Consider the following 24,225-nt stretch of genomic DNA (forward strand, 5'->3'; position numbering starts at 1 on the left):
GATTCGATTGCAAAATTACTGTTGATTGGTTCAATCAATTTGCGCCTATTGGTAGTTTATTATGGCTTTTTCCAATCGAGACTTTATTTCATTAGCTAATGAACTGGGTGTTAACACTCTTAATCCTTCTCCAAAAGAGAGCAAAAGTTGCTTAAGTTCATAATTTACATATACTTGTATTTCAATATCCACATAATCAGGTCCTCGGTGATTTATTTTTTGTGTTTCATGAATCGGTTTTGTCGCTATATATGGAAACAAGTCGTTTGTAACTCTCAATATGATTTTTTGGACTGAGGTATCGTTCGGGCGAGTTACTCCGACCATATCAGAGAAATATTCATCATTGAAATCTATGTCTATATTAGGAATATATGGTTCGTCAACGAGCAGTTGAACATCTTTTATTCGGTCAAAAGCAAAAGTTGATATAGTTTCATAACCCTTTGTCCTTCCAAGAAGGAACCATCGATTATTATATTCTTTTATGTAATACGGATACACTATAATCTGCTTGTGTTTATTTTCTCTGAAGTTTTTATAAGAGATTGATATTGTATTCTTATTGCTTATAGCAGCAAGCAGTTTAGAGAAATGTTCACGACCAATCAAGTATTTATTTACATCGAAACCAACTACTCGAGTACCTTCCGGATCTATATTAAGTGATAATTTGAATCGTTCCATAAAGGATTCAAGCCACTCCATTTGAGGAAGTCCCTCAAATTTTGACAAAATTGCCATACATTGTGATAACTGGCCAAGTTCTTCATCGCTAAGTTGCAACTTATATATAGAAGAATTCGGATCTTCGTATGAATATGTTTTATTCCTTCCGGATTTAGTTTCTACAATAGTAACATTTGGATATGTGGCACCAATATATCTCAAATCATTGCGAATAGTATTCAAGGCTGTGACAGGTTCATAACCTTGAAATTCCAATTCTTTGCTTACGGCATCCATAAGTCTGGCTGTCGAGTAACCTCCACGCCGGAGACATCGGTCAAGAACTTTATATCTTATGTCAGAACTTTTGGTATTAGGCATATTCCAATGTTTATGATTGTTTTGCAATTGCGAAATTAATAAAAGTTTCAAAACATTCAAATAGATAGAATGGTTAAGTGATTATTTTGCATTAGCATAATGCCCAATAATCTACAATCGGGATGTAGATGTCAAACAAATTGCATAGTCCGGAATGGTAATTTATCATGAGGACAGACAGAATTTCAGTCGAGGCGGTATCCCTATCGACATGCTATCTTATTGCTGTCATAAACGTTGGTACAAATTGAATACCGAGGAATGAAAATAACTTGTGGAATTTTCATGAAGTCTTCAATGTACTTGGTGGAGAATGCTTATGTAGTCCAATGGTCATGGAAGACGGGTCGGTAACGTGTTTCAAACGTTTCGCTTGTTTCGCTTGTTTCACTTGTTTCGGGTGAAACAGGTGAAACACCCGAAACGGGTGAAACAGCTGATTCAGGTGATTGGGGGTGAATCAGTGGTGGGTTGGGTGATGTAATCATGTGCTAAAAATTTATGGCAAAATGATTTCTTTCTTTTCTTCGTGGGTCTTTGCAATCGTGGCGATGTTGTCACTAAGAAATGAAAGAATTAAAAGAAATGTTTTATTTCCAAATAATTAGAATAATTATGATTTCTTTCTTTTCTTTTGTTTCTTCGTGAGCTATAATATGGATGATTCAGAGGGATTCAGTGAAATTTATTCATCGCTTACTAATTTCTCTGCCTCTTCTGCTGTAATGATCACGGGATTTCCGTTGCCATCGGTCGTTACTACCGATTGTCCTAATTTTTTCTTTAGTTCAAGCATTTTTCTGAATGACTCTTTAAGTGCTTTATTCAGTATCTCCCGTTGATTAAGTTTATCTTGTTCTGACATGACCTTCTTTGATTTTATTGAATAATTGTAAATCTCTTATGCTCTCGCTGTCTGCAATAAGTTTGGTTTGTAGATTATTATCGTATAATGCCCAATAATCTACAATCGGGATGTAGATGTCAAACAAATTGCATAGTCCGGAATGATAGCGTTGATAAATAGTCGGTATGGGAATGTTGTGACCTCCTTCTGATACTCGTTGTGCCACTCGTTCACACGCCATTTGGGGTGATTCAAGCCAGAAAAACAGCAATTGAACTGTGTAGCCTTTTTCTTGTGCGCGTCTTACTAACGTCTGATAACTGCGTGTTGCCAATGTTGTTTCAATGGCAAACGAAACACTAATTGCCAGCAACGTCTGTATTCGATGAAGCATTAGTTTGCCGGCTTGAATAGCAACTGATTCGGGATCAAAAGGCGAAATTCCTTTTGCTATCTCGTCTGCGTTTACAAACTCTTTGCAATCAAGAATTTGAGGCAGCACATTGAATGAAGCGGTAGTTTTACCAGCTCCGTTGCATCCTGCTATGATATATAGATTTGGCATAGGTAATCAAAGTTGATAAATATAATTGACTTCTTCATCTTTCTCATGATGACAGGATGAATCCCAATCGAGGGGCAGGTATTTCAGATTGGTGTTACTATTCCTATTTACAAAGTTAGAAAGATTTTTTGAGTTGACAATAGGCTTTGGTAAAAATGGGCAAAATATTTGAGTCTTACTCACTTTAGTAATCGTTAAAAAGAACGTGTGGAATTTTTCATGAAGTCTTCAATGTACTTGGTGGAGAATGCTTATGTCGCCCAATGGTCATGGAGACGGGTCGGTAACGTGTTTCAAGCGTTTCACTTGTTTCGCTTGTTTCAGGTGTTTCACTTGTTTCGGGTGAAACAGGTGAAACACACGAAACGGGTGAAACAGCTGATTCGGGTGATTGGGGGTGAATCAGTGGTGGGTTGGGTGATGGTAATCATGTATAGGGCACAAAACGAAGCGTGCAAAGTGGGTGATGGTGGGGTGGAATGAAAGGCTTTTGGTTTCAGTGGGTTAGGTGGGGTAGTGGGGTGTGGGCGAAATAAAACGAAACGTGAGAAAAGTTTACGTAGGTTTACGTGGGGTTTACGTGAGGGGACTGTTTTGTGGGTTTTGGCTTACGCGGGGTTTACATGGGGTTTGCATGGCGGCTACATCGGCATGGCGGACGTTCATCGGCGGCAAGGGTAGGGCAGGGGACGCGGCTTTACGCCGTTTTTTTGTGGGCGGTTTGATGTTTTATGTATCTAAAATATTCCATATAGATATTATTTGGTATATTTGCACCGATTAATTAAGGAGATATGGCAAAAGTTATTCATGTTCATCTGACCCGGCCCATCGAGGGCACGAGGCGCAAAGACTGGTATTTCAGCAGCATCAAGGCCGTTTTTAGTGTTTTTACGGCTGAGCATGTGGGTGCAACCTACAACTACCTGCGCCATGCAGGGCTGTCGGGCAATGGTACAATCGTCACTAAACGCGCTATAATCAAGCAATCTACGCTCATATCGGGTGGCAGTGGCACAGACTATAAGGATGGCATTTAAACGGCCTTAGAAGGTGTTTCTGACGCTTTTGTAGGGGTGTTGTCGGCATGGTGTCGTCAATGCCCCTGCATTATATTCAAAAATGCCGATTTTAGGGGCTGGGTATTCAGGTGGATATTCAAAGTGGATGTTCAAACTGGATATTCACTTTCGTAAAAGTGGATATTCAAAATCGGGGATTTTGAATGCAAATAACTGCGATGAGATAGCCGCCCAAAAAGGGGCATCAGTTTTAAAAAAGGGCGTTTGAGTGTGAAGCAAAATACCCCCTCTTTTTCAGCGGCGAGGGTGAAACGCCCCGAAATCAAGGGTTTCGAGATTGGAGGTTGCGCAAAAGGGGAGGGGAGGCTATGATTCGGGGAGCCGAGGGGGTGACAGAGGGAGCGGCTGAGGGGTCAGTTTGGGTATATCCGGAAGGGTATGCCATCAATAATCACGATGGAGGGCTCTATCTGTCTTGCAAGACGGGCGGGGAGGGGGTCTCCACCTTTGGAATGTTTGTGGTGGGAAAGACCTGGTTATCCCGACGTTCTTTTTCAAGCTGCTCTATTCGAGCTTCGAGCTTTCCAATTTCTTTGTTCAAGGTACCAATTTCTTTATCCTTCTCCTGTAGATACCCCATAAAGCTATCAATTACGGGTTTTAAAGGTTGTTTATCTCCTATTAAATTCGTAATTTTATCCTCTAAATTGTCTTGAGTGTTGTCGGTTTTAACCTTAGAGGTACGTTTCGTTTTGAGCATTTCGCCAAATCCTAACATAATCCACTCCACGCTAACCTCGGGATAGGTGGCGAAAAATTTTGTAAGTACATCTTCTGTTATACCAGTCTTGCTCTCTAAAGTACCCCTTGAAACCCCAATTTTTGTATAAAAATCACGCTTGCTGATACCCAACGTACCAGCGAAATACAAAATCCTTTGTTTTATTGGTGAAATATTTTGTTCTTTTGCTTGCATGGTGGCGAAATGTTTTTGTATCTTTGCAGCGTGTTCCAGATGGAACGAGCGGCCAAAGATACAAAATTTGGTGCGGATAGACAAATTTTAACGGTTAAGCAAACTTAAGCAAAAATGAGTGAGACAAAGAAAATGACGAAGAAGGAACTTCTTGAGATATTCAAAAGCGAGTATAAAACCGTCCTCCGCAAATATGAGCGCAAGGTTGAGAAGTATGCCCTCAAGATGAACGAGGACTACGAACACTTCTTCCGCTGGCACGGCGATGACATGTATAAGGCGCAGGTCAACCTCAAGGCAGTCCGGGAACTTCGCCCGATGACCTCATGGGACGACATTGACAAGATAAGGACTTGGCTGAATCATCAGATAAAGAGCATCGAGACCACCCTCATCGAAGGCAGTCAGTACCCGACAGGCACAAACATAATGCACAATGTTGCGGACACCCTTCACAGGGTATCCCTTCAGGAACTCAGGGAAGACATTCAGCGACTGCTGATGGTAGTCACCTATAACGGATAAGACGATGGACAAAGTGACTTATAGAATCAGCATAAACGACTTTCATACGGACCCGGATAAATGCCGGACACTGGAGTTGGACGTGGACTATCCGACCAAAGAGGAGGCAGCCGCCGCAGGCTGGGCGATAGTTGAAGCCTTCGCCCTGATACACGGACTCGGATATGAGAACCAGGGCGACCGGTTCATGGCCTTCTACCAAGGGGGCGAGAACGACGGACTGGGAGCATTGACCATCGAGGTCTATGACTCCAACGGTCAGCCGGCAGAGCTATAAGGGTGAGACCCAAGAGATGGCCATCCTCCGGCAAGAGAGCCGGTAAAAGCCGCAAGGCACTACATTTGAACCGCCGCCGGAATTGCAAGCCCGGCGGCATTTCGGGAGGATAGTTCAGTTGGCAGAACACCCGGCGGTATCCAATCCGGCCGGTTCGTCCTCGGTTCGAGTCCGAGTCCTCCCACTAAAAAATCAGACGATGAAGCAACGAGCCGAAATAATGACAGAAAATGCCGTCAGGGTCCTGTTACAGACCCTGACCCGGAATTTCAATGACACCGGGATAGTCCTCGACCAGTACGAAGCGACCCATGACGACCGAGAGTGTGACCTGTCGAGGACATACTCTGCATTGGTCGCCGGCCATTTCGCCCTCAAGGAAGCCATCGACAAAATCAACAACCAACTAAATAGAAAGTGAGACTATGACAAAGGAATTTCACAGTCAGGAGAAAGAAGCCGAGTATTACAACGGCCTCAGCAAAAAGGGGAATCGTATCCCTCAAACGGAAACTTCTTCAGCGGCGAACCAAGCAGCAGAGGTGCGAGGGCGTCTGCAATCACTGAATGAAAGCTACGGTAAGAGCCGGAGTCAACAATCCCCGCTATGCCGTCAATATCTAACTGGAATTGCACAGTTATCGCAGATATTTGCAATGCTGCAAAACGAAGAAGAATCGAGTCAGGACGGCCGACCCACTTCTTTGCCTCACGCCTCGACGGAGGTAGAGCGATATATTTCAGAATGTCTGAAAGGTTTGTTGTCAGGAAGTCTCGGTACCAGTCAAATCCCTTCTCTTTTAAGAACGTATGGAGTTGTGACACCTCTTCCTGACGGAAAGAGCAGCGTATCTCCGTTTCAGATACATCTGATCTTACAAGATAGTTTTCAAGGCTCATGGCTTTGCGGTCTTTTTGATATGATGTTTGGATGCCGACCGGACGTGGAATCCAAGTCGGTGATTTACTAACAATCTACAAAGATAACGAATAAAATCCAATAAGTGAGAAAAATGAACAAGTACATTTCAGTCAGCAAGGAGGGCATCAGGTCCCTGCAGCGCACCTTCAAGGTCAAAGGGAAGGAAATCTGCGAGCGTTGCGTCAAGAACGCCCTTGCCTACCGCACGGATAACGAGCTTGCCAGGAAGATACGATTCGCGGCGGTCAGGCACCACATGGGCTGCACCTATTACGTCATTCCGGAGGGGGAGTTCTTTTTCGATTCCGACAGCTGCTGGCACGCGGTCTATCCTAACCGGGCCGAAATCTACCTTGACAAGCAGACGGGCGAAGGCACTGTCTATGACCCCAAGGGTAATGTAGTGGCAAGATACGACCACGTCACGCTGTCACAGATTAACGAGTTGAAGAGCATGGCAGAATCACTCTGACAAACGAGATCATGGAATACTACGACGGAAGATTATGCGTATCGATGCGAGAGCTCATTGACAACAACATTGTCACTGAGTCGAACTATCGCAACTGGACAAATCGAGGCCGTGTCGAGGTCGCCCGTCGTGGAGGAGGTTCCGCCGACAATTATGCCCTTGTGGTGGTTGAGTCGCTGCCGACACGGTACAAGGACGCCGTCCATGAGAAGCTCGGCAGCGGGGACGAGATACTCGCCGCCGGGTGGTTCCGTGAGAACTACGAGCGCGACCAGAAGGCCGTGGTATGGTTTAACGACCGGGAGAAATGCCTTGTCGACTTCAAGGACGAAAAGAAGCGGCGGCAGTGGGTCGAGGAGTGCGTTGTGAACGCGAGCGTCCTGAACTGCTGCATCCGTCTCCACAGCCGGGCGAGCGATTTCCAGAGGGTCCTGGGCAACACCTACCAGTGGGAGAAGATGGCCAAAGCCGTCGAGAGCCTGCGCGAGCAGTTCGGGCACACTCTGCCGACCTCGATGTTCCGCTTCCGCAAGAAGGTGGCCGAATACCGGCGGGACGGCTACGCCGCCCTGATCAGCGGCAAGTTCGGCAACCAGTCTGCTCGGATAATGACCGCGAGGGAGGAGCGCGTGATAGTGAGCATAGCCTGTCTCGAGAACCAGCCCTACAACACCACGGTCAGGGAGATGTACATCATGTTCCTCACGGGCGAGCTGGAGGTGTGGGACTACGACACCGGCGAGCTCTACGACCCCGAGACCTTCGCAAAGAAGGGGGAGGAGCCTTGGATACCGAGCGACGCGACCATAGCGAACTACCTCAACCGGCGCAAGAACAAGATCATCATCGAGAGGCACCACCGCAGCGGCAGCGACTTCTACCACGAGCAGATGCCGCACATGCACCGCCACAACGGGAACTTCTCGCTGTCGCAGATAACGATGGACGACGTCGACCTCAAGCGCCGCATGAAGGGGAACAAGAGGGTCCACGCCTACTACGCCTACGACGTGGTGAGCCAGTGCAGGATAGGCGCGGCCTACGGGCGCGAGAAGGACGACGCCCTCGTCGTCGAATGCTTCCGCGACATGTTCCGGCTCATAACGAGGCACGGCTGGGGTATGCCCGCCGGCATCGAGGTGGAGAACCACCTGATGGGCAAGTACCGCGACGGCTTCCTGAAAGCCGGGGAGATGTTCGACTGCGTCCACTTCTGCGCCCCGCTTAACTCGCAGGAAAAATACGCGGAGCCGCTCAACGGCGCCTTCCAGCGCTCGATAGCCCACAAGAACCACACGGGGCAGGGCCGCTTCTACAGCAAGGGGAAGAACCGCATCGACCGACAGAAGGTCAGCGACGAGAGCAATGACACATACCGCGACAGACATTACTACACCTTCGAGGAGCTTGTCGCCGACGACCGCGCCGACATAGCGGAATGGAACAACACCCTCCATCCCGACCAGAAGAGGTTCAAGGGAATGACCCGGTGGGACGTGCTCGTGTCGAGGATAAACCCGACCTTGCGTCCTCTCGACAGGGCCTCGCTGAGCCGCTATATCGGCGAGAGTGTGCCGACGAGCGTCAGGCGCAACTCGACAGTCAGGGTGTGCGGCGAGGACTGGAGGCTGAGCCATCCGAGCGTGCTCGAGCGCCTCGCTCCCAACGACCTCAAGGTCACGGCATACTACCTGCCCGACGAGGAGGGGAAGCCGACGGACGTCTACATCTACCAGGGCGCGTACTTCATCGACAAGGTGAGCCGGATAGAGACCTACAACCGCGTCTATGCCGAGCAGACAGACGAGGACCGCGCCAGATACACCGAGCAGTGCAAGATGGTGTCGGAGTACAAGAAGTATGTCGAGGACAACGACGTGCCCAAAATCGGGATAGCAAAAAAGATGCGCGCTTCGGTGCCGGAAATCCCGGCGGAGGCCGTGGTAATACCTTCGGCGGCAGCCGTGCCGACGGCAGCCGACACCGCGGACGGAGTGTTCGCCGGGATAGATTGGGCGGCCGCCGGATTCAGAGACCAGTAGAACAACGTTAAAACGAAATTCAAAAAGCATTAGAATATGATTACAACAGAAATCAGATAGAAAATCACCGCCGCGATCACGGTGGCCCGGCGGAACTACCCGAGCGACTCCAAGCACGCCGCCTCGCTGGGCATCACCACCTCGGCCTACAGCGCCGTCAAGAACGGCCAGACCGACCGGGTGCTGAGCGACGCCAACTGGATAAGCATCGCCCGCAAGCTCGGCGTGAGCCTCCGCGACGAGATAGAGTGGAAGGCCGCCAAGACCCCGGTGTTCCAGTACGTCACCGCGCAATTGGAGTTCTGCCAGCAGTCTGGTGTCAGCGGCATACTCTGCGACGAGCCGAACATAGGGAAGACCTTCACCGCCCGGCTCTACGTGCAGAGCCACCGCAACGCCGTCTATATCGACTGCTCGCAGGTCAAGACCAAGCTGAAGCTCATTCGTAAGATTGCAGCCGAATTTGGTGTCGACAGCAAAGGTCGGTACAGTGATGTCTACGGCGACCTTGTGTTTTACCTGCGCTCTATCGAGCAACCTCTTATAATACTCGATGAGGCCGGCGACCTTCAGTACGAAGCCTTCCTTGAGTTGAAAGCCCTATGGAACGCGACCGAGCGCTGCTGTGCGTGGTATATGATGGGTGCTGACGGGCTCAAGGAGAAGATCAACCGCTCGATAGAGTGCAGGAAGGTCGGCTATACCGAGATGCTGAGCCGCTACGGCGACCGCTTCAGCAAGGTCACGCCTGACAATGGCGAAGACCGCCGTGCCTTCCTGCTCGAACAAGCCCGGATCGTGGCGAAGGTCAACGCCCCCGATGGCGCCGACATAGCGCAGATAGTGCGCAAGACCGGAGGCGGGCTGCGTCGCGTATATACCGAAATCGAAAAACTTAAAAGACAGTGACTATGCCGAAGAGAGCGTTCAGCCCCAAAGAGGTGCTTGCCAAGACCTACAGGACCCTGCCGTGGGACGGCGAGTGGGCCGAGGCCTTCGGGCTGCCCACCGTCAACGAGACATGGCTCATCCATGGGCAGTCAGGCTCCGGCAAGAGCAGCTTCGTGATGCAGCTCGCGCGGAAGCTCACCGAGTACGGCACCGTCCTGTTCATGAGCTACGAGGAAGGAGTGGGGCAGTCCTTCCAGAAACGCATCGCCAGGTTCAAGATGAACGAGGTGCAGGGGCGGTTCCGCATCGCCACCTCCGACACCATCGAGGAACTGACGGCGCGGCTCAGATGCAAGAAAAGCCCGAGGTTCGTCATCATCGACAGCTTCCAGGCCGCGGGGTGGGAGTACCCCGAGACCGAGTCCCTGATAAAGAGCTTCCCCCGGAAATGCTTCATCTTCATCAGCCAGGAGCACAAGGGGCAGCCGATGGGCAAGGCCGCCGTCAGACTTAAGTTCTTCGCGGGGGTGAAGGTCAGGGTCAGCGGCTATAAGGCCTACTGCCAGGGCCGCTTTATCCCGGCACCGGGTGTATATTACCCGGTATGGACGGAAGGAATATTGAAAACGACCAACAATCCCGGATAACTATGAGTAAGAAACGAACAATGATAATCATCGAGCCGGACAGCCGGATACACAAGGAGGCGTTTATGACCGCCCCGATGACATGTCCTTATTGCAACGGCAGGGGAGGATTTGGTATAGACACTTCCGAAGGACCGGATTTTCAGCCATGCCCGGACTGTGCCGGCACCGGCGAGGTGGCTGCAATGGTGACGATAGACTGGAAACCGAATATAAAATAAACGATTATGAGTGAGACAAAATTTACCTGCTGCATCTGCGGCAAAGAGGTCGCGGAATACGGCAACGATCCGTGGCCAATCAAAGAGGACGGTCGGTGCTGCAATTACTGCAACTGGACGGTAGTCCTCAAGGAGAGAAACCGATTAAGTGAACTAAACAGAAAAAAGAACAATGGCTAAAGACAAAGATAAAGTCCAACTTCAGGTTCTTGATGAGTTATGCGGCAAGACAAGAACTTCGCTCAATGCTGCACTTCATTACCTTGAAGTAGTGGCTGTAACCGAGACAACAAGGGATACAGCGATGGTAAAAACCAAAATTGATGAAGCTCTTATGTGGCTTGAAAGATACCATACTGGTGTCATGATCGATTTAGCTAATAAAACATGCGTATAATATGAAACAGGAAGTAACAAACTTCGCCCGGTTCTATGCGGCAATCAAGGCTCTTGATTTTTACACCGACCGCGATGATATGAAAAAGAATCTGGTACACCGGCACACCGGAGGGCGCACCGACAGCCTCCGCGAGATGACGCGGGAAGAGTACGACCGCTGCTGCGAGGATATCAAGCGCAAGGTCTGCGGGCAGGACGAGCTCCGCAGGGAGCGCAGCAAGACTCTCAAACTCATGCAGCAGATGGGAGTTGATACAACCGACTGGGGGCGCGTCAATCTGCTGTGCCGCGATGCCCGGATAATCGGCAAGGATTTCTACCATATCACCGCCGAGGAACACCGGGAACTGCGCCGGAAGCTCAAGAGCATCGAGCGCAAAGGCGGCATACGCCGGCAGCCGGTGGAAATGCCAGAGCTGCCAAAGACTCAGCAATCCCGGCAGCAAGTAATAATAATTCCCATGAGCATGGGTCAAGCATAATAAAAACATGAAGAAGCGACATTGGAAAATAAAACTCAGGGAACGCTCCACCGGCCACATACTCACGCCCGAATACGACGGCTATCTCGACCGCGACGGGGTTATAGAGTTCTTCGGGCTCGAGAACCCCGACGTCGAGTGGTACAGAATAGAGGAAGTCCCCTGCAAAGAAAACGAATAACAACCCTTAAAAAACAAGAGATATGACAGAAAAAGTGGAAATGACAGCCGAAGAGCGTCAGGAATTCGAGGCTTTCAAGGCCGAGAAAGAGAAGAAGCGCCGCGAGCAGGAGCGCAAGGAGCAGCGCAAACAGTACGCCGACATGGTCGACGAGGAAGTCGCCGCCACCATTCCGCAGCTCCGCGAGCTGAGCGAGCGGATCAAGCAGGTCAAGGAGGCCATATTCGGCAACTTCGAGACCATCCTGGGCATGAAGTCGGAAATCACCGGCGTGGCCCGCAACGGGCAGAACAGCCACACGTTCACCAACTCCGACAGCACGCTGCGCGTCATCCTCGGGGTGAACACCATCGACGGCTACCGTGACACCGTGGAGGACGGCATCGCCATGGTCAAGGGCTACATAGAGAGCCTCGCCAAGGACGATGCCACCAAAGCCCTCGTCAACGCCGTGCTGCGCCTTCTCAGCCGCGACGGGCAGGGCAACATCAAGGCCAGCCGCGTGCTTCAGCTCCGCAAGATGGCCGAGGACAGCGGCAGCGAGCAGTTCCTCGAGGGCGTGAAAATCATAGAGGAGGCATACCAGCCGACCGTCTCCAAGAAGTTCATCCGCGCCCAGTACAAGAACGACAAGGGCGCATGGTGCTACATACCCCTTGGCATGACCGATGTTGATTAAAACCTGATGAAAATGGAAAAAGAAATCAAGAGACCGCCCCGGATCGCGGTGTGCAAGGAATGTCACGGCACCGGGATACAGCAGACCGACGCGCCCCGGAGACACCCGGCTCCGTGTCCGCAGTGCGAAGGCAGCGGCCGGGTCACGGTGAGCAGCGTGACGACACTCGACATCAGACCTTACAGACAGATACAGGTTAAAACCATGTGACAGCAATGGCAGACAAGCGCGGCATGTCCTACAGAAAGCGCGTCGAGGACATAAACCGGATATATGACCGGTACGCCAGGAGCGGACTGAGCAACCGGGAGATATGGCGCAGGTACATATATCCGGCCTATTGGATCAGCGAGCGCACTTTCTACAACATCATGAACGCCACGGCAGGGCTTGAAACCCCGGTCGTGGCGTCCGACATGCCGAGCCTGTTTGACTTTGCAGACGAAAACCCCGAAAAAGAAGATACGGATGAATGACATTGACCGGCAGACACGCGCCATCTTCAAGAGCATACTGCGCGACATCAAGGTGGAGCTCGGCGACGAGTTCGACCGGAATTTCGAGCGCGAGGCCTTCTTCTCGCAGTCATGGGCCAGGCGCAAAAGCCCGACACGTCCGGGCGGCCACATACTTGTTGACACCGGCGCCCTCCGCCGGAGCGTCCGGAGCGAGATAAGGGAGAGCAGCATCGTGTTCTTCAGCGACCTTCCCTACGCCGCCATCCACAACGAGGGGGGCGAGATAAAGGTGACCGCCAGGATGAAGCGCTTCTTCTGGTACAAATACTACTCCGCCACCGGCTCCTTCGGCCGACGTAAGGACGGCACGTTGAGGCAGGACAAGAGAAACAGGCAGCTCACTTCCGAGGCTGACTTCTGGAAGGCGATGGCGCTTATGAAGGTCGGAGGCACCATCAAGATACCGCAGCGCAAGTTCCTCGGGAAATCGCCGGAAGTTGAGGCTGCGGTGAGGGAAATCATCGAAGAGAACCTTAACGAGTACATCAACAATATAAATTTCAATATTAAATGAGAGAAAATGACAAACCCCTCAACGGCTTAGTGCTGAATGGGAAATTTTATGAAGCAGTAGATCTGACCGAGGAAGAAGTTGATGCTATTACCGAGAGTGGGCATGGGCTATGTAATGAAAGTTGCGATTTTCAAGACTATTGTATGGGGTTTGCCAAAGACCGCTGTCGCTTAGTATGTGATAAGATTCCCTTTCCGCATACGGAGTGCTACACAGTCTTCCGCTTCTCCCAGTCAGTCACCGATAAAATTAATAAGAAATGAGAGAGGAAATATATAACGCAATCAAGAATAGGCTCGAGGCATTGTGCGTCAATGCAGCCGGAGAATATTATGAACGCCCGGACGAGGCAGACATGGATGATGATATTTATCCTCGTGCGATAAGGCACATAGACCTATGGAACCATAATGTCGAGTTTATCGAACAGGAGGTCGCATGGGAGCGTCCGGCAGTGTTCATCGAGTTCGTGCCCTTCAAGTGGCACGCCATTGTGCCGGGAGTCGAATACCGGGCACAGCCGCTGATCAACCTCCATGTGGTTACAGACTGGGCAGAGCAGAAAGGCATCGGCGAGTTCCGGCTGCTCGACAGGATTCATGAGCTGCTTGCCGGCCTGGAGGGAAACACCTTCATGGAGTTTGACATTGACAGTTCTGCAACCAACCACAACCACGAGGATATTGTCGAGAACATCGAGACCTATACCTGCGTCGGATTCCGACATCTGAAATAAGGTCCCATAAACGCGCCGTGTCGCAAAGGAAAGAGAGAGCCGCATCCTTTATCGGGTTGCGGCTCTCTCGGCTATATATGGGCGCGGAAGCGGCCTCAGACGGCCTCCTCCGGGGCATTGCCCAGCTCGGTGAAGAGCATTATGTCCGTGTAGCGGGCATTGTAGTTCATGGTCGCGTCAAACTCCCTGCGCCGGCAGCGCTCGAAAGGGTTTCCGAGCGACGGGTTGCGCCCCATCCACTCGCACAGCTCCACGAGAGAGGACTTGTCGGAGGTGAAATAAACGAAGTCATGGCCGGAGAGCACAGACAGCACGTCGAGGTAGTCGGCGAGACGCCATGACATGCGGTAAGTGCCGACCTCGGTTGACAGATAGGGAGGGTCGACCAGGAACACCACGCCGGGCATGTTCCTGAAGCGCTCGAACAGCTCCCGGTAGTCGCACGACTCTATCTCCAGTCCGGCAAGATAGTCAGGGCATTCGGCATATCCGGTTTTGCGGACATTGTTGTAGAGCGTTTCCCTGCGCATTTCAGGGATGCTCATCTTGTACTTCATCGAGAACATCAGCGATGACGACAGCGTGATGAAGTCGAGATAGCCTGTCTCGCGCTCCTCCTGCTCGAGCAGCCTGAAAATTTCCTCCCTCGCCTCGCCGGTCACGGGCTTGTGGCGCGGGAACCGCGAGGCAATGGGACGGATACGGTCAAGCAGGGCGTTGGTACGCGGAATCTCCTCGATGCGCCGGCGGTAGTTGTCAAAATCGTTGTATATTACCCGGGAGGCGGGATGGATATGCTTAGTGATATGCGACAGCAGCCCGGAGCCACCGAAAAGGTCGACGAACACAGTTCCGGCAGGGTATTGCCTTACCACCTCGATGAAGTGTTTTGCGAACATTCGCTTCTGCCCCACAAAGGGCAGTGGAGCGGACAGATAAAGGCGGCTCATACGTTCAGCTCGAATTTTACGCCGTCCTCACCTGCAAGGAGGCGGCGTGTGTTCTCGATATTGTTGTCGTACACATGCACGTTGCCCAGGAACAGTGTTATCGACTTGAGGGGGAAGTCTATGTGCCGGGCCATGAGGTAGAGGTGGTATATGTCGGCCGGCAGCCCGAGGTTCGCGTCGGAGCTGCGCTGGTAGGCCGACACTACAAGTTCCCCGTCCTCGATCTGGAACTGCACGAGCGACAGGCATGGCGCCTGGCTGCTCTCGGCCTCGGTAGCGCCGAGGAACAGCACATAGTTCTTTGACGGGCGGCGCTCCGAGTTTATCCGGGCGAGCAGCGGCGGCAGCTTCTCGAAGTAGGTGGGGTAGGAGTTGACAAGGATCGAGCCGCAGTAGTCCCACCAGTTTATTCCGGCCTCGCGGTACTTCTCCACCGAGCGCTCGCCGCTCATGAAGAGGCGCAGCTCCGAGCGGAGCTTGCGGCGGGCCAGTCCGTGCCCCTCGAAAATTTCAAGCAGGTCTGCCGGGGAAAGCGAGAGCTGCTCGTTGATAAGGTAAGTGATGTTGCCCTTCTTGTTGATCTGGTGCTTGCCTGTGTCAAGAATCCGGGCAAGAATTTGATGATATTTGTTTCGTGCCATTTCTGTTGATTGTTGGTGATGGCGCAAAGGTAGGCATAGGGGACTGTTCCCCCGCCATCGAGAACGGCAATCACAATGCATCGTGGCTGCAGTCAGTACGGAAGTGCCGGAGAAGGCTGTAAACCTTTCGCTCGCTTACTCCGTATCGGTCCGCGAGGACGGCCACGGCATAGGAGACCTTGTCGCCGGAGTTCACCATGTCGCAGAACTCCGAGAAGAGATCAATATAGCGGGTGTCGTCGAGCCTCACACCCATTCGCCCGAGTCTTTCAAGCATCTCCCTGTTAAATTTCAGAATCTCAAATACAGTCATGTCAGGAAAATTTATTAATTTTGCAGTGTCTCACTTATTAAAAACAGCGCCACTGTGCAGCCAGGGATGGCATAATGCCCTCGGCGGCTGCACAGTGGTGCTATTTGTTTTTAGAAAGTGAGACGTCTAAATAACAGGCCGGGGGCATTTTTTTGTGCCCGCCCCCGGATGGACAATGGTATTTCAGGTCATAGAAGACATTGGATCTATTCTTTTTTAGCAGGTTTTACCGGTTGATCCAAAATAACGGATCGATGCCACTTGTCAGGGCGAAATGCGGTTACGGCAAACAACGCAGCAAGCCGGAGGTAATCAAAGAAGCCGGGAGCAAATACCCCATCATATATCCTTTCCCCTATGATGTCCCTAATTTTGTCAAAGGAGACGCATCCATGACAGTGGGTTTCGGTGTAAATTCTCACCATCAGGCAATGGATGAATAACTTTTTGCCCTCTTGAAACATTTTCTGACGAATATTTATATTTTTCTTGTCCATAAACTTTTGTGTCTGGAAAATAATTAATAATTTTGCGATAGCCTAAGAAGGCGAGGGAACTTCACCGTCGCCTGGGTCATAAGCTGACTTTCGAGTCGGCTTATTTTGTGATATTGCGTATCGTTCCATTCTTGAAGACACAGATGACAGATTTAAGAGTCTGCCCTAATTGGTTTATAATTTGGCCTTCATCGAACATGTCCGGGTCATGGAAATACAGGATCACGGAATGACAGTCCGCCCCGGTCTTCCTGTTGAAATTCTTCAGTTGCTTCTTTTTGGAATTAAGGGCGTTGCGTATGGTGTTCTTGCCGTTCTCAGTAATGGCGCGGATATCGATATATTCCCCATCGGTCAGCGTGTCCAACTGTGGCAACTGCAGGCCGGAAGCATCAAGTTGGGTTTCATTTTCCAGGATACAGGAATGACCCTTTCGGAACAATATATCCTGGCAAAGCAGTTCAAGGTCGGTTGAAGTCAGTTTCTCAGCGAAGAATGTATTCTCCTTGTCTGATGAATGGACGATGTGGCCTCTGTGAATACCCTTAACCCCGCCGGTTTTGTCATCCATGGCCACGTCAAGGTAATCAGGGTCGGATTTCAGTCGGTCGTAAAGTTCTTTATTGGCGCAGCGTCTGGAGTTCCTGATAAGGACACACGCCTTGCAGACCTCGTTGTCCGGCACGAAAGACCGGGCGAGCTTGCCTCCTTTGTCACCCTTGGCTATGTCGCAGTTCCGGCACCGGCTGACGGTGTAGGGGTTATAGTCCGGAACGGACTTCCCCTCCTTTCCGGCGTTGAACCGGAACATTCCCTTAGTGTCGCGCTGCAGGGCCTCGTCGCCGAGGCGCATCGCCTCGTCATGGTCTGTAGCGGGACACTTTGACTTCCGCACCTGTACCACGGTACAGCGGCAGTTCCAGCCGTTGGGCGGGTAGAACTCCTCCCAGAATGAGTCAGAAAGCGGCAGGGTCACTCCGTCGATGGCGGCGTGTTCCGGGCGCACCTTGTCATCGTGCTGTGTGCGGTACTGGAGATTGTATCGGTCGCCGTCGGCCATGAACTGCTCCCACCTCCCGGCCATCTCCGCGGACGCCGCCACGAAGTTATACTCAGCCCGGAGATAGTTGGCGTTATACGTCTTGTCGATGCTTTGAACATCATTCAAAAACCGTTCAAACGGCTTTCTGTCGCCGTTCTCATCAAGAAGCGAGGGGAACGCCTCGTGCAGCTCGTGAAACGCCTTCATGCCGGAAAAAATGTAATTCGACCGGGTAAGGCGCCGGCGCATGGCCTCCGACATATCCACCTTCTCAAACGCCGAGTCGAGAGCCGAGGCATGGGCGCCGACAAACTCCTGCACCGCCGGGTCGGCCACAAGCTCGACACGGAACTCCGAGCCTTTCTCGTTGAAGAGCGACTTCATCATGCCGTTGAAAAGCGAGGACAGACGCCTGCGCACGTCATCGCCGGGCGATGCGAGTTTCTTAATCTCCATTCCGTCAATCAGCGAGGCATAGCGTCGGTGCAGCCCCTCGTAGTCAGAGGGGCCTAATCGAAAAAATGTTTTTTCTCCTTGCCATCCTCTGCAGTCTTGTCATCGTCAGACTTCTCAGACTTTTCGGACCCGTCGGCCTTCCCGGCCGGAGGGAGCGCCATGGGATTGCGCCGCTCCCCGACAGGCATATTGTACTTGTCGGCGAAATACGACGGATCGACCTCGTAGCGGTCGGCGATCATCGTCTCGTATGCCACCTGCTGCTCCGGGGTGTAGTCCACCGCGTCGTCCCACTCGAAGCGCAGACCCTTCACAGGGAACCCGTGCAGGACCATGAGCGGAATCAGCCGGTTGTTGACGATGTCGCGCAGGAAGTCGCGGTCGGACTCTACCAGGTTCATGAACACCTGCAGGTGTGTCTGCGACTGCGAGAGCGACGAGCCGTCCTCGATGGTCATGGTCTGGCCGATGACCAGTTTGGACATTTCGGAATTGGCCCGGTCGATGCGCCTGTCATAGACGTTGAAGGCGTCGCCCTTACCGGATTCCACGAACTGGATCTCCGTCTCCATGCCGGCGACCATACCCTGGCCTGCTCCGCCGTTGTAGATCATATCCTGCAGACGCTGGAACTCCTTCGGGTCGCGGGTGGAAGTGCGGGCGATGCGCCAGGGCATTCCGAAGATTTCCGCGAAGCAGTCCCAGAACGTCATAGCGTGCCTCTTGGGAATTGTGTGGAGTGCGGCCTTGAGCAGCAGCCCGAGGTCGTCGGGACGTCCGGCCTCGATAAGCCAGTCGCTCCACGGCCGCTCCCGGAACTCGATGCCGGTCTCCCAGTTCATGCCCGCGCGCCGCACCACACGGCCTTTTTCCGGGATCACATGCTTGCGGGGAATGAGCGACACGCCGGAGAATGCGGGATGGCCGTCGCCGTCGGTGACGACATCGCCAAGCTCGATGAGCGAGTGGCCGTACCATATCGACTCCAGGCAAAGCCGGCACAGGTCCTTGAACCACGACTGGTCGAACAGGTGCTCCGCCGCCTCGACCTGGTCGCCGTCCTCATTCACGAGCTTGAACGAGCGCGACATGACAAAGCCCACGCGCTGCTGTATGCAGCCCGAGAGGTGCGAGTCGGTCATGGCGTCGCGATAGATGTCGTAGAGCTTCTGCCGGGACGGGTGGCGCGGATCTATCGCGCTCTGCCATGCCCGGCGCCAGTCCTCGATGTCGTTTTTTGAGAAAAACTCCGCATAGCGGTGCAGCTCCAGGATAACGGATGACTGCTTCTGTATCCTTGACCGGGCATCCTTCTGCGCCCGGCCCAGTTTCGGTCTGTTCTGTCTGCGTCCCATTGTCACCAGTCGTGTCTCAGTTTGGGGAGTGAATGATAGGAAATGCCGAATCCGGAGCTGCCGTCACCGGACACGACAAGAGGAAGGTCGGGGACAATCCTGCCGGCCTGCACGCCCTCGAGCCATCTGACAGCGCGCTCATAGCGCTCCTTGCGAATCTCGCTGCCCATCTTCTGCGGCTGCGAGGCAGTGAGGTGGTACAGGACGATGTCGGCGGTGTACATCACAATCAGCCGGTTGCGGTCACCGCCGGTCGCGGCGAATATCGCGCCGGTGTCATAGACAGGGCGCAGATAGCCCGAAATTTCCTCGATGGCCTCCGCCTCGGCATTGGCTATATTCTCAGGCGAAGACTGCGACACGACCTTCAGGGCCGCATCGCCTATCACCACCCTGTAATCTTCATTGTCGATAAACATGCTACCATATATTTTTAGGCGAGCGGCGCGGAACCGCCACCGGTTTGAAAACTTCCTGACGAGAGCTGCGCTGCAGGTACCAGATTGCGCCCTCGTCGGCATCGGGCGCGTCATCATGCGCGCGGGAGCCCCGCTCGAGCGCGAGGGTCTGCTCGATGCCGACCTCCATGTCCGGGGACTCCTTCAGGGCCTCGTTGTAGAACACGAAGCCGCGCTCCCACAGCGGCGACACCGCCTCGATGCGCTGCACCTTCTCCGGCTTCTTGCGGGTGTCGGGCAGAATGGGCAACTGGTAACCCCGGATATTACCCTCGGCAGCAAACTCGTCAAGGATTATGTCCTGCATGAAATTGGCCTCCATCAAGAAGGTGATAGCCACGCGGTCTCGCGTGCGCTCATATAGGTCATACTGCCAGCGCACCATCTCCGACACCGTGCCCTGCCGGACATAGCAGTCGATAAGGTGCAGCTCGGTCCCGATCTTGCCCCACAGCCGGCAGGCCTTGTAGTCGTTGGCCGTTGTCGATTTGAACGACGGGTCTGTGTAGCACACGAGCATATCGTACTTCTCGAGTTTCGGCATACGCTTGAAGCGGATCCACTCATGGCGGAAGATGGTTCCGTCCGTAATCGGGTTGTGCATCATCTCCTTTTCCCATGCCCGGTATCCCATGAAATCCCTGACGGACTCCGCCTCCTCCTTAGTCCATTTTTCAGCCCATACAGGATTGCCGTCACGGTCGACGGCCTTGACCTCGGACACATGGACGCCTTTGGAGGCGGCGATATTGGCAAGCACCGAGGTCTTGGATATAAGGTTCCCGACCATTATGAATCTGCCACGTCCGACATCGAGCGCGCCGAAGAGTGCCTCCTTCACCCAATCGGTGAGTTCCTTGACGCGCTTCTCGTTGCGGCAGAGCTCGTCATCGTCAAGGTCGTCGATGACGATATAGTCCGGGCGGGCCTCACGGTCACGGAGGCCGCGGGGAGACTGTCCGCGGCCCACGGCGAGGAACTTGGTTCCCCCCTTGGTCTTGAACTCCCCCTGGAGCCAAAGCCCGAGGTTCTTCTGCTCTCCGAAGTCCGCGATGATCTTCTGGTTGTATTCCAGCTCAGCCTGTATGTCGCCTATCAGACGGTTGGCGCTGTCCTGCGACTTGCCGACTGTAATCATAAAACTGACGAGGCTCTTAGGCTGGAATATAAGCCACAGGGGGATGAACACGCCGATGTGTGTTGACTTGGCATGGCCGCGCGGCCACTTGAACACCGCCTTAAGATTAGGCGTGTTCCTTATCTTGAGCGCCGCCCTGGTGTGGAACGGGGCGTTGTGGATCATGCGGACGACCTCGCCGGTGGCCTTGTCGCGCAGGGTGAGGAAGTGGGCGAAGTAATACTCGCAGAACTCGTCATAGTTGGAAAGCAGCCGCCTGATGCGCCGCTCCTTCTCTACGGGGGATTCCTTGACGACCGACAGCGATTCGGCCGTCAGAGCCTGAACCTCCCGGCAGTGCTCCTTCCACTGCTCGAAGGCCTCCCTCTGCTCCTTTGTCAGCTTAGTCGCCATATTCCACGAGTGCCCCCTTGTTGAATGACTCGATCAGGAATCCGTCCTGGAGCTTGTTGACCTTCTTGATGAACTCGAGGGTCACCTCCGGGTCGGTCCTGGAGCGGAATTCAAGATATTTGGAGAATGCGGTGAACACCTCTATGGCAGCCACGACGTTAGCCTGTGACTTGTCGAGCTTGTCGATGGCGGCGGTCAGTTTCGAGAGCTTGTCGCCGAGGCTGTCGATAAGCGCGAGGTCGCCCGATTCGTTGACCTTGTCGAGCAGCGTGTTAGTCGCCAGGAGCAGCTTCTTGATAAGCTCCGGGCGCGTGATGGTCTTTGCCGCGCGGGTCTCCTTCCATCCGTCGGCCGCGCACCATTTCGATATCGTGACCCTTGACACGCCGACCATCTCTGCTATCTCGGTCTGCTCCTTTCCCGAAAGATACAGGGTGCGCGCCAGGTCTCTCTTTTTTTCAAGTTCAGCTTTAGTCATACGGGGATGCGATAATGAATTATGGGGCAAAGGTGGCTGAAAAAGGGAGGCCGGGCAAAAAAGTGTGCAACCGTTGCATAGAAGTGTGCAACCGTTGCACACTTTTTTGGAGATTGGCGGGCGTGTGGCCAACTTTGCGCCGCAAACAATCACACGACCGCAATGGGCAACAGAGTAAGACTGACAAACGACACGCTCAACAGCTACGGGTACCGCGTCCTGACCGACGGCGTGGACATATCCCAATATGAGCGCAACCCCATACTCCTCTACATGCACAACCGAGGCAAGGCCATCGGACTTATAAAGGAGATAAAGAAAGAGAAGGGAGAGATCACCGGCGAGCTCGCCTTTGACGAGGCCACCGAACTGTCATGCCAGTGCAAAAAGCAGTGGGAGTTCGGGTCGCTTCGGATGGTGAGCATCGGCTTCGAGATAATCGAGACAAGCGAGGACCGCAGGCACCTGCTGCCCGGGCAGCGCTACGCCACCGTCACCAAGGCCAGGCTGATAGAGGTATCGCTCGTCGATATCGGGGCCAACAACGACGCCATCCGGCTTCACAAGGACGGACAGTTAATAACGCTGAGCGAGGGCGGCGACTGCCCCCTCCCGAGGCTGAACCATAAACCAACAAACAACGAACCGCAAATGGAACTAAAAGCACTCGCCTTACAGTTAGGCCTGCCGGAAACGGCAGACGAGGCCGCCGTCAACGCGAAACTCGCCGCGCTCAAGACCGCCGGCGACGAGGCCGAGAACATCCGCAGGGAAAACGAGCAGCTCAAGCTCGAGCAGATCACCGCCGCAGTCGACGGCGCCATAGCCGCCAAAAAGATTCCGGCGGATAAGAAGCAACACTTCCTTGACCTCGGCAAGACAGTGGGCATCGAAACCCTCAACGCCACCCTCGACTCCATCGCTCCGGCGCAGAAACTCAGTGCCACACTGCAGACCGAACCCGAGAACGACGAGCTCCCAAAGAAAGGCCCGTGGGAACTTCGCATGGATGAAATCCGCAACAGGCTCAAGAAGTAACACCACAACCCCATACAGACATGGCAATCAAAGTAGACAACACCAATTACAACGGCGAGGTACTCGAGAGAATCCTTACCGTCGCCACCACGAGCAACGAGCTTGTGGAGAAAGGCCTGATCCACGTCATTCCCGGCGTGGAAAAGAAAATCAGCATTCCCCGTCTGAAGGTGGGCCGCATGCTCCAGAAACGCAAGGAGAATCCCGTTATCGAGGACAGCAAGGGCGACTTCAACTGGTCTGAGCAGACGCTCGAGCCCCACGACTTCATGGCCTTCACCCTGTTCAATCCCCGGGCCTTTGAGCAGATCTGGCGCAAATGGCAGCCCAAAGGCAACCTCGTGTTCGCCCAGCTCCCTCCTGAAGCGCAGAACGCCCTTCTCGACGCCCTGTCCAAGCAGGTGCAGTTTGAACTCGGTGACCACTACGTCAACGGCGAATACGTCGAGGACGGGGATGACACCAAGCTCATGAACGGCATCCTCACACAGGCGGCCAAAGCCGCCGACTACAAATGTGTCGACGTGTCGAAGGCCGACACTATGCTCAAGAAGCTCAAGGCTGTACGCGCCGCCATCCCCAAGGCCATGCGCTCAAACCCCTCGCTGCGCATCATCATGAGCGTCGAGGACTTCGACAAGTACGACGACGAGCTGACCGAGCGCGAGGCCAAGAACGCCAGCGAGACCGAAGTCAACCGCAAGCGCTACAAAGGCATCACCATCGAGACCGTGGCAGCATGGCCCGAAGGGCTCATCGTCGCCACCCTCTGTTCCCAGGATGCCGACGGCAACTTCTTCGCCGCTGTCAACCTCCAGAACGACGAGTCGGTAATTCAGATCGACAAGTATGCGCCGGCATCGGAGCTGTACTTCTTCAAGCTGCTCATGAAGGCCGACACCAACATCGCCTTCGGTGAGGAATTCATCGTGGCCGATTTCCGTGCCACGCCCAAGTTCACCAAAAAGGCGGCAGCCACTGAATAAGCGATGGCCCGGTTGAAGTATCTCGTACTGCACTGCACCGCGACACCCGAAGGGCGCGAGGTGACTGCCGCCGACATCCGGCGCATGCACCTCTCCCCGGTGTCGGCCGGCGGTCGAGGATGGAAGCAGGTCGGCTATACCGACATCATCCATCTTGACGGCAAAGTCGAGCGGCTCGTCGACAACAACGAGGACGCCAACGTGGATCCGTGGGAAATCACCAACGGCGCCAGGGGCTACAACTCCGTCAGCCGTCATGTCGTCTATGCCGGCGGCTGCGACAGCTCGATGAATCCCAGGGACACCAGGACGCCGGCGCAGCTCAAGGCTATGGAGGCATACGTGAAAGACTTTCACCGCCGCTTCCCCGAGGTCCGCATCATCGGCCACAACGAGGTCGCGGCCAAGGCCTGCCCGAGTTTCGACGTGCAGAAATGGCTCAGGTCAATAGGCATATACCAGTAACAACCAATCAAACCAAACACAGCGATGTCGCTCGCCAGGCGCAATTCAT

Annotated in this window: 34 protein-coding genes, 1 tRNA gene and 1 pseudogene; 22 read left to right on the forward strand and 14 right to left on the reverse strand. The window is 53.2% G+C overall.

Features of this window, described 5'->3' with window-relative positions; translation table 11 throughout:
- Positions 1-45 precede the first annotated feature (45 nt).
- From E5331_RS02955 to E5331_RS02965, 3 genes are all read right to left on the reverse strand, one after another.
- On the reverse strand, positions 46-1,050 hold the full coding sequence (locus tag E5331_RS02955) for a helix-turn-helix transcriptional regulator (RefSeq protein ID WP_135985843.1): 1,005 nt from the start codon (positions 1,048-1,050) through the stop codon (positions 46-48).
- 685 nt (positions 1,051-1,735) lie between these two features.
- Positions 1,736-1,915: a hypothetical protein gene (locus E5331_RS02960; protein ID WP_123484632.1), complete on the reverse strand. Its 180-nt coding sequence runs from the start codon at positions 1,913-1,915 to the stop codon at positions 1,736-1,738.
- Complete coding sequence (locus E5331_RS02965; protein WP_123484631.1) at positions 1,899-2,462, reverse strand: ATPase; 564 nt, start codon at positions 2,460-2,462, stop codon at positions 1,899-1,901. The genes E5331_RS02960 and E5331_RS02965 overlap by 17 nt, the downstream gene beginning before the upstream one ends.
- Positions 2,463-3,256: 794 nt before the next feature.
- On the opposite strand from E5331_RS02965, the gene E5331_RS02970 reads away from it, so the two are divergent.
- Positions 3,257-3,502 carry a hypothetical protein gene (locus E5331_RS02970; protein ID WP_123483723.1) on the forward strand — a complete coding sequence of 82 codons (246 nt, stop codon included), beginning with the start codon at positions 3,257-3,259 and terminating at the stop codon, positions 3,500-3,502.
- A gap of 448 nt (positions 3,503-3,950) precedes the next feature.
- Here the strand turns inward: E5331_RS02970 and E5331_RS02975 are convergent, their stop codons facing one another.
- Positions 3,951-4,460, reverse strand: a complete 510-nt coding sequence (locus E5331_RS02975) for a hypothetical protein (protein ID WP_135985845.1) — start codon at positions 4,458-4,460, stop codon at positions 3,951-3,953.
- A gap of 114 nt (positions 4,461-4,574) precedes the next feature.
- Here E5331_RS02975 and E5331_RS02980 point away from each other — a divergent pair, with 114 nt between their 5' ends.
- The 4 genes from E5331_RS02980 (at position 4,575) to E5331_RS02995 (ending at position 5,683) form a co-directional block, all read left to right on the forward strand.
- Positions 4,575-4,985: a hypothetical protein gene (locus tag E5331_RS02980; protein ID WP_135986416.1), complete on the forward strand. Its 411-nt coding sequence runs from the start codon at positions 4,575-4,577 to the stop codon at positions 4,983-4,985.
- A gap of 82 nt (positions 4,986-5,067) precedes the next feature.
- A complete protein-coding gene (locus E5331_RS02985) occupies positions 5,068-5,262 on the forward strand; it encodes a hypothetical protein (RefSeq protein WP_135986418.1) in 195 nt (64 codons plus the stop codon).
- Between the two features lie 103 nt (positions 5,263-5,365).
- Positions 5,366-5,446 (forward strand) — tRNA-OTHER (locus E5331_RS02990).
- 15 nt (positions 5,447-5,461) lie between these two features.
- Positions 5,462-5,683 carry a hypothetical protein gene (locus E5331_RS02995; RefSeq protein WP_135986420.1) on the forward strand — a complete coding sequence of 74 codons (222 nt, stop codon included), beginning with the start codon at positions 5,462-5,464 and terminating at the stop codon, positions 5,681-5,683.
- 56 nt (positions 5,684-5,739) lie between these two features.
- On the opposite strand, the gene E5331_RS03000 is transcribed toward E5331_RS02995, so the two are convergent.
- A complete protein-coding gene (locus E5331_RS03000; protein WP_135986422.1) occupies positions 5,740-6,162 on the reverse strand; it encodes a hypothetical protein in 423 nt (140 codons plus the stop codon).
- 113 nt (positions 6,163-6,275) lie between these two features.
- Here E5331_RS03000 and E5331_RS03005 point away from each other — a divergent pair, with 113 nt between their 5' ends.
- The 7 genes from E5331_RS03005 to E5331_RS03030 all read left to right on the forward strand — a co-directional run bounded on the left by E5331_RS03005 (position 6,276) and on the right by E5331_RS03030 (position 10,854).
- Positions 6,276-6,656: a hypothetical protein gene (locus E5331_RS03005; protein ID WP_136013201.1), complete on the forward strand. Its 381-nt coding sequence runs from the start codon at positions 6,276-6,278 to the stop codon at positions 6,654-6,656.
- Positions 6,657-6,667: 11 nt separating this feature from the next.
- The gene (locus tag E5331_RS03010) at positions 6,668-8,698 is read left to right on the forward strand and encodes a hypothetical protein (protein WP_135986401.1); all 2,031 of its coding nucleotides are present in this window, start codon (positions 6,668-6,670) and stop codon (positions 8,696-8,698) included.
- 75 nt (positions 8,699-8,773) lie between these two features.
- The gene (locus E5331_RS03015; RefSeq protein ID WP_420813745.1) at positions 8,774-9,607 is read left to right on the forward strand and encodes an AAA family ATPase; all 834 of its coding nucleotides are present in this window, start codon (positions 8,774-8,776) and stop codon (positions 9,605-9,607) included.
- A gap of 2 nt (positions 9,608-9,609) precedes the next feature.
- Positions 9,610-10,236, forward strand: coding sequence for a DNA repair protein RadA family protein (locus E5331_RS03020; RefSeq protein ID WP_135986397.1), 627 nt, complete (start codon positions 9,610-9,612; stop codon positions 10,234-10,236).
- Between the two features lie 2 nt (positions 10,237-10,238).
- On the forward strand, positions 10,239-10,457 hold the full coding sequence (locus tag E5331_RS03025; RefSeq protein WP_135986395.1) for a hypothetical protein: 219 nt from the start codon (positions 10,239-10,241) through the stop codon (positions 10,455-10,457).
- 6 nt (positions 10,458-10,463) lie between these two features.
- Positions 10,464-10,637, forward strand: a complete 174-nt coding sequence (locus tag E5331_RS20240) for a hypothetical protein (RefSeq protein ID WP_168355117.1) — start codon at positions 10,464-10,466, stop codon at positions 10,635-10,637.
- On the forward strand, positions 10,630-10,854 hold the full coding sequence (locus tag E5331_RS03030; protein WP_123484817.1) for a hypothetical protein: 225 nt from the start codon (positions 10,630-10,632) through the stop codon (positions 10,852-10,854). Before E5331_RS20240 ends, E5331_RS03030 begins: the two co-directional genes overlap by 8 nt.
- Here E5331_RS03030 and E5331_RS20600 read toward each other — a convergent pair.
- Entirely contained in the window at positions 10,835-11,347 is a 513-nt protein-coding gene (locus E5331_RS20600; RefSeq protein WP_169477697.1) for a hypothetical protein, read from the reverse strand. The two genes, E5331_RS03030 and E5331_RS20600, sit on opposite strands and share 20 nt — an antisense overlap.
- Between E5331_RS20600 and E5331_RS20245 the strand changes: the two genes are divergently transcribed.
- From E5331_RS20245 to E5331_RS03065, 6 genes are all read left to right on the forward strand, one after another.
- On the forward strand, positions 11,346-11,519 hold the full coding sequence (locus E5331_RS20245; RefSeq protein ID WP_168355118.1) for a hypothetical protein: 174 nt from the start codon (positions 11,346-11,348) through the stop codon (positions 11,517-11,519). The genes E5331_RS20600 and E5331_RS20245 overlap by 2 nt on opposite strands.
- 22 nt (positions 11,520-11,541) lie before the next feature.
- Complete coding sequence (locus E5331_RS03040) at positions 11,542-12,198, forward strand: DUF3164 family protein (RefSeq protein WP_136013202.1); 657 nt, start codon at positions 11,542-11,544, stop codon at positions 12,196-12,198.
- Between the two features lie 215 nt (positions 12,199-12,413).
- Positions 12,414-12,674 (forward strand): hypothetical protein, encoded by a 261-nt coding sequence (locus tag E5331_RS03050; RefSeq protein ID WP_123484774.1) that lies wholly within the window; start codon positions 12,414-12,416, stop codon positions 12,672-12,674.
- 1 nt (position 12,675) lies between these two features.
- Positions 12,676-13,230: a phage virion morphogenesis family protein gene (locus tag E5331_RS03055; protein ID WP_420813746.1), complete on the forward strand. Its 555-nt coding sequence runs from the start codon at positions 12,676-12,678 to the stop codon at positions 13,228-13,230.
- Entirely contained in the window at positions 13,227-13,493 is a 267-nt protein-coding gene (locus tag E5331_RS03060; protein WP_123484849.1) for a hypothetical protein, read from the forward strand. Before E5331_RS03055 ends, E5331_RS03060 begins: the two co-directional genes overlap by 4 nt.
- A gap of 92 nt (positions 13,494-13,585) precedes the next feature.
- A complete protein-coding gene (locus tag E5331_RS03065; RefSeq protein ID WP_136013214.1) occupies positions 13,586-13,966 on the forward strand; it encodes a hypothetical protein in 381 nt (126 codons plus the stop codon).
- Positions 13,967-14,061: 95 nt separating this feature from the next.
- On the opposite strand, the gene E5331_RS03070 is transcribed toward E5331_RS03065, so the two are convergent.
- The 3 genes from E5331_RS03070 to E5331_RS03080 form a co-directional block, all read right to left on the reverse strand.
- Positions 14,062-14,916: a DNA adenine methylase gene (locus E5331_RS03070; protein ID WP_135986437.1), complete on the reverse strand. Its 855-nt coding sequence runs from the start codon at positions 14,914-14,916 to the stop codon at positions 14,062-14,064.
- Positions 14,913-15,557 (reverse strand): thymidylate synthase, encoded by a 645-nt coding sequence (locus E5331_RS03075; protein WP_136013203.1) that lies wholly within the window; start codon positions 15,555-15,557, stop codon positions 14,913-14,915. Before E5331_RS03075 ends, E5331_RS03070 begins: the two co-directional genes overlap by 4 nt.
- A 70-nt stretch (positions 15,558-15,627) precedes the next feature.
- Positions 15,628-15,870, reverse strand: coding sequence for a hypothetical protein (locus E5331_RS03080; protein ID WP_123484798.1), 243 nt, complete (start codon positions 15,868-15,870; stop codon positions 15,628-15,630).
- Between the two features lie 254 nt (positions 15,871-16,124).
- Between E5331_RS03080 and E5331_RS03085 the strand changes: the two genes are divergently transcribed.
- Positions 16,125-16,313, forward strand: coding sequence for a hypothetical protein (locus E5331_RS03085; protein ID WP_123614896.1), 189 nt, complete (start codon positions 16,125-16,127; stop codon positions 16,311-16,313).
- Positions 16,314-16,467: 154 nt separating this feature from the next.
- Here E5331_RS03085 and E5331_RS03090 read toward each other — a convergent pair whose 3' ends face one another.
- The 5 genes from E5331_RS03090 to E5331_RS03110 all read right to left on the reverse strand — a co-directional run bounded on the left by E5331_RS03090 (position 16,468) and on the right by E5331_RS03110 (position 21,687).
- On the reverse strand, positions 16,468-17,796 hold the full coding sequence (locus E5331_RS03090) for a phage minor head protein (protein ID WP_136013215.1): 1,329 nt from the start codon (positions 17,794-17,796) through the stop codon (positions 16,468-16,470).
- Positions 17,797-17,918: 122 nt separating this feature from the next.
- A complete protein-coding gene (locus E5331_RS03095) occupies positions 17,919-19,220 on the reverse strand; it encodes a phage portal protein family protein (RefSeq protein WP_135986375.1) in 1,302 nt (433 codons plus the stop codon).
- 2 nt (positions 19,221-19,222) lie between these two features.
- Positions 19,223-19,639, reverse strand: a complete 417-nt coding sequence (locus E5331_RS03100) for a phage protein Gp36 family protein (protein WP_123484795.1) — start codon at positions 19,637-19,639, stop codon at positions 19,223-19,225.
- A 1-nt stretch (position 19,640) separates the two neighbouring features.
- Positions 19,641-21,209 carry a hypothetical protein gene (locus E5331_RS03105; protein WP_135986377.1) on the reverse strand — a complete coding sequence of 523 codons (1,569 nt, stop codon included), beginning with the start codon at positions 21,207-21,209 and terminating at the stop codon, positions 19,641-19,643.
- On the reverse strand, positions 21,199-21,687 hold the full coding sequence (locus tag E5331_RS03110) for a DUF1804 family protein (RefSeq protein WP_123484793.1): 489 nt from the start codon (positions 21,685-21,687) through the stop codon (positions 21,199-21,201). Before E5331_RS03110 ends, E5331_RS03105 begins: the two co-directional genes overlap by 11 nt.
- Before the next feature lie 162 nt (positions 21,688-21,849).
- Here E5331_RS03110 and E5331_RS03115 point away from each other — a divergent pair, with 162 nt between their 5' ends.
- The 3 genes and pseudogenes from E5331_RS03115 to E5331_RS03125 all read left to right on the forward strand — a co-directional run bounded on the left by E5331_RS03115 (position 21,850) and on the right by E5331_RS03125 (position 24,176).
- Positions 21,850-22,725, forward strand: a complete 876-nt coding sequence (locus tag E5331_RS03115) for an HK97 family phage prohead protease (protein ID WP_123484792.1) — start codon at positions 21,850-21,852, stop codon at positions 22,723-22,725.
- 20 nt (positions 22,726-22,745) lie between these two features.
- Positions 22,746-23,684 (forward strand): annotated as a pseudogene (locus E5331_RS03120) (hypothetical protein); the annotation flags it as partial.
- 30 nt (positions 23,685-23,714) lie between these two features.
- On the forward strand, positions 23,715-24,176 hold the full coding sequence (locus E5331_RS03125; RefSeq protein WP_136013204.1) for an N-acetylmuramoyl-L-alanine amidase: 462 nt from the start codon (positions 23,715-23,717) through the stop codon (positions 24,174-24,176).
- The last annotated feature ends 49 nt before the right edge of the window (positions 24,177-24,225 follow it).

The organism is Lepagella muris (genome assembly GCF_004793975.1).
GTDB lineage: Bacteria > Bacteroidota > Bacteroidia > Bacteroidales > Muribaculaceae > Lepagella > Lepagella muris.

Bases quoted from the DNA above. Each gene is read 5' to 3' on its own strand.
- E5331_RS02965 (WP_123484631.1), bottom strand. From the start codon at position 2,462: ATGCCAAATCTATATATCATAGCAGGATGCAACGGAGCTGGTAAAACT.
- E5331_RS03105 (WP_135986377.1), bottom strand. From the start codon at position 21,209: ATGGCGACTAAGCTGACAAAGGAGCAGAGGGAGGCCTTCGAGCAGTGG.
- E5331_RS03115 (WP_123484792.1), top strand. From the start codon at position 21,850: ATGGGCAACAGAGTAAGACTGACAAACGACACGCTCAACAGCTACGGG.
- E5331_RS03085 (WP_123614896.1), top strand. From the start codon at position 16,125: ATGCCACTTGTCAGGGCGAAATGCGGTTACGGCAAACAACGCAGCAAG.
- E5331_RS03030 (WP_123484817.1), top strand. From the start codon at position 10,630: ATGGCTAAAGACAAAGATAAAGTCCAACTTCAGGTTCTTGATGAGTTA.
- E5331_RS03070 (WP_135986437.1), bottom strand. From the start codon at position 14,916: ATGAGCCGCCTTTATCTGTCCGCTCCACTGCCCTTTGTGGGGCAGAAG.
- E5331_RS02995 (WP_135986420.1), top strand. From the start codon at position 5,462: ATGAAGCAACGAGCCGAAATAATGACAGAAAATGCCGTCAGGGTCCTG.
- E5331_RS20240 (WP_168355117.1), top strand. From the start codon at position 10,464: ATGAGTGAGACAAAATTTACCTGCTGCATCTGCGGCAAAGAGGTCGCG.
- E5331_RS02975 (WP_135985845.1), bottom strand. From the start codon at position 4,460: ATGCAAGCAAAAGAACAAAATATTTCACCAATAAAACAAAGGATTTTG.
- E5331_RS20600 (WP_169477697.1), bottom strand. From the start codon at position 11,347: ATGTTTTTATTATGCTTGACCCATGCTCATGGGAATTATTATTACTTG.
- E5331_RS03095 (WP_135986375.1), bottom strand. From the start codon at position 19,220: ATGGGACGCAGACAGAACAGACCGAAACTGGGCCGGGCGCAGAAGGAT.
- E5331_RS02960 (WP_123484632.1), bottom strand. From the start codon at position 1,915: ATGTCAGAACAAGATAAACTTAATCAACGGGAGATACTGAATAAAGCA.
- E5331_RS03020 (WP_135986397.1), top strand. From the start codon at position 9,610: ATGCCGAAGAGAGCGTTCAGCCCCAAAGAGGTGCTTGCCAAGACCTAC.
- E5331_RS02955 (WP_135985843.1), bottom strand. From the start codon at position 1,050: ATGCCTAATACCAAAAGTTCTGACATAAGATATAAAGTTCTTGACCGA.
- E5331_RS02970 (WP_123483723.1), top strand. From the start codon at position 3,257: ATGGCAAAAGTTATTCATGTTCATCTGACCCGGCCCATCGAGGGCACG.
- E5331_RS03010 (WP_135986401.1), top strand. From the start codon at position 6,668: ATGGAATACTACGACGGAAGATTATGCGTATCGATGCGAGAGCTCATT.
- E5331_RS03075 (WP_136013203.1), bottom strand. From the start codon at position 15,557: ATGGCACGAAACAAATATCATCAAATTCTTGCCCGGATTCTTGACACA.
- E5331_RS03090 (WP_136013215.1), bottom strand. From the start codon at position 17,796: ATGATGAAGTCGCTCTTCAACGAGAAAGGCTCGGAGTTCCGTGTCGAG.
- E5331_RS03040 (WP_136013202.1), top strand. From the start codon at position 11,542: ATGACAGAAAAAGTGGAAATGACAGCCGAAGAGCGTCAGGAATTCGAG.
- E5331_RS03125 (WP_136013204.1), top strand. From the start codon at position 23,715: ATGGCCCGGTTGAAGTATCTCGTACTGCACTGCACCGCGACACCCGAA.
- E5331_RS03065 (WP_136013214.1), top strand. From the start codon at position 13,586: ATGGATGATGATATTTATCCTCGTGCGATAAGGCACATAGACCTATGG.
- E5331_RS03110 (WP_123484793.1), bottom strand. From the start codon at position 21,687: ATGACTAAAGCTGAACTTGAAAAAAAGAGAGACCTGGCGCGCACCCTG.
- E5331_RS03005 (WP_136013201.1), top strand. From the start codon at position 6,276: ATGAACAAGTACATTTCAGTCAGCAAGGAGGGCATCAGGTCCCTGCAG.
- E5331_RS03025 (WP_135986395.1), top strand. From the start codon at position 10,239: ATGAGTAAGAAACGAACAATGATAATCATCGAGCCGGACAGCCGGATA.
- E5331_RS03100 (WP_123484795.1), bottom strand. From the start codon at position 19,639: ATGTTTATCGACAATGAAGATTACAGGGTGGTGATAGGCGATGCGGCC.
- E5331_RS03080 (WP_123484798.1), bottom strand. From the start codon at position 15,870: ATGACTGTATTTGAGATTCTGAAATTTAACAGGGAGATGCTTGAAAGA.
- E5331_RS03060 (WP_123484849.1), top strand. From the start codon at position 13,227: ATGAGAGAAAATGACAAACCCCTCAACGGCTTAGTGCTGAATGGGAAA.
- E5331_RS02980 (WP_135986416.1), top strand. From the start codon at position 4,575: ATGAGTGAGACAAAGAAAATGACGAAGAAGGAACTTCTTGAGATATTC.
- E5331_RS03000 (WP_135986422.1), bottom strand. From the start codon at position 6,162: ATGAGCCTTGAAAACTATCTTGTAAGATCAGATGTATCTGAAACGGAG.
- E5331_RS20245 (WP_168355118.1), top strand. From the start codon at position 11,346: ATGAAGAAGCGACATTGGAAAATAAAACTCAGGGAACGCTCCACCGGC.
- E5331_RS03050 (WP_123484774.1), top strand. From the start codon at position 12,414: ATGGCAGACAAGCGCGGCATGTCCTACAGAAAGCGCGTCGAGGACATA.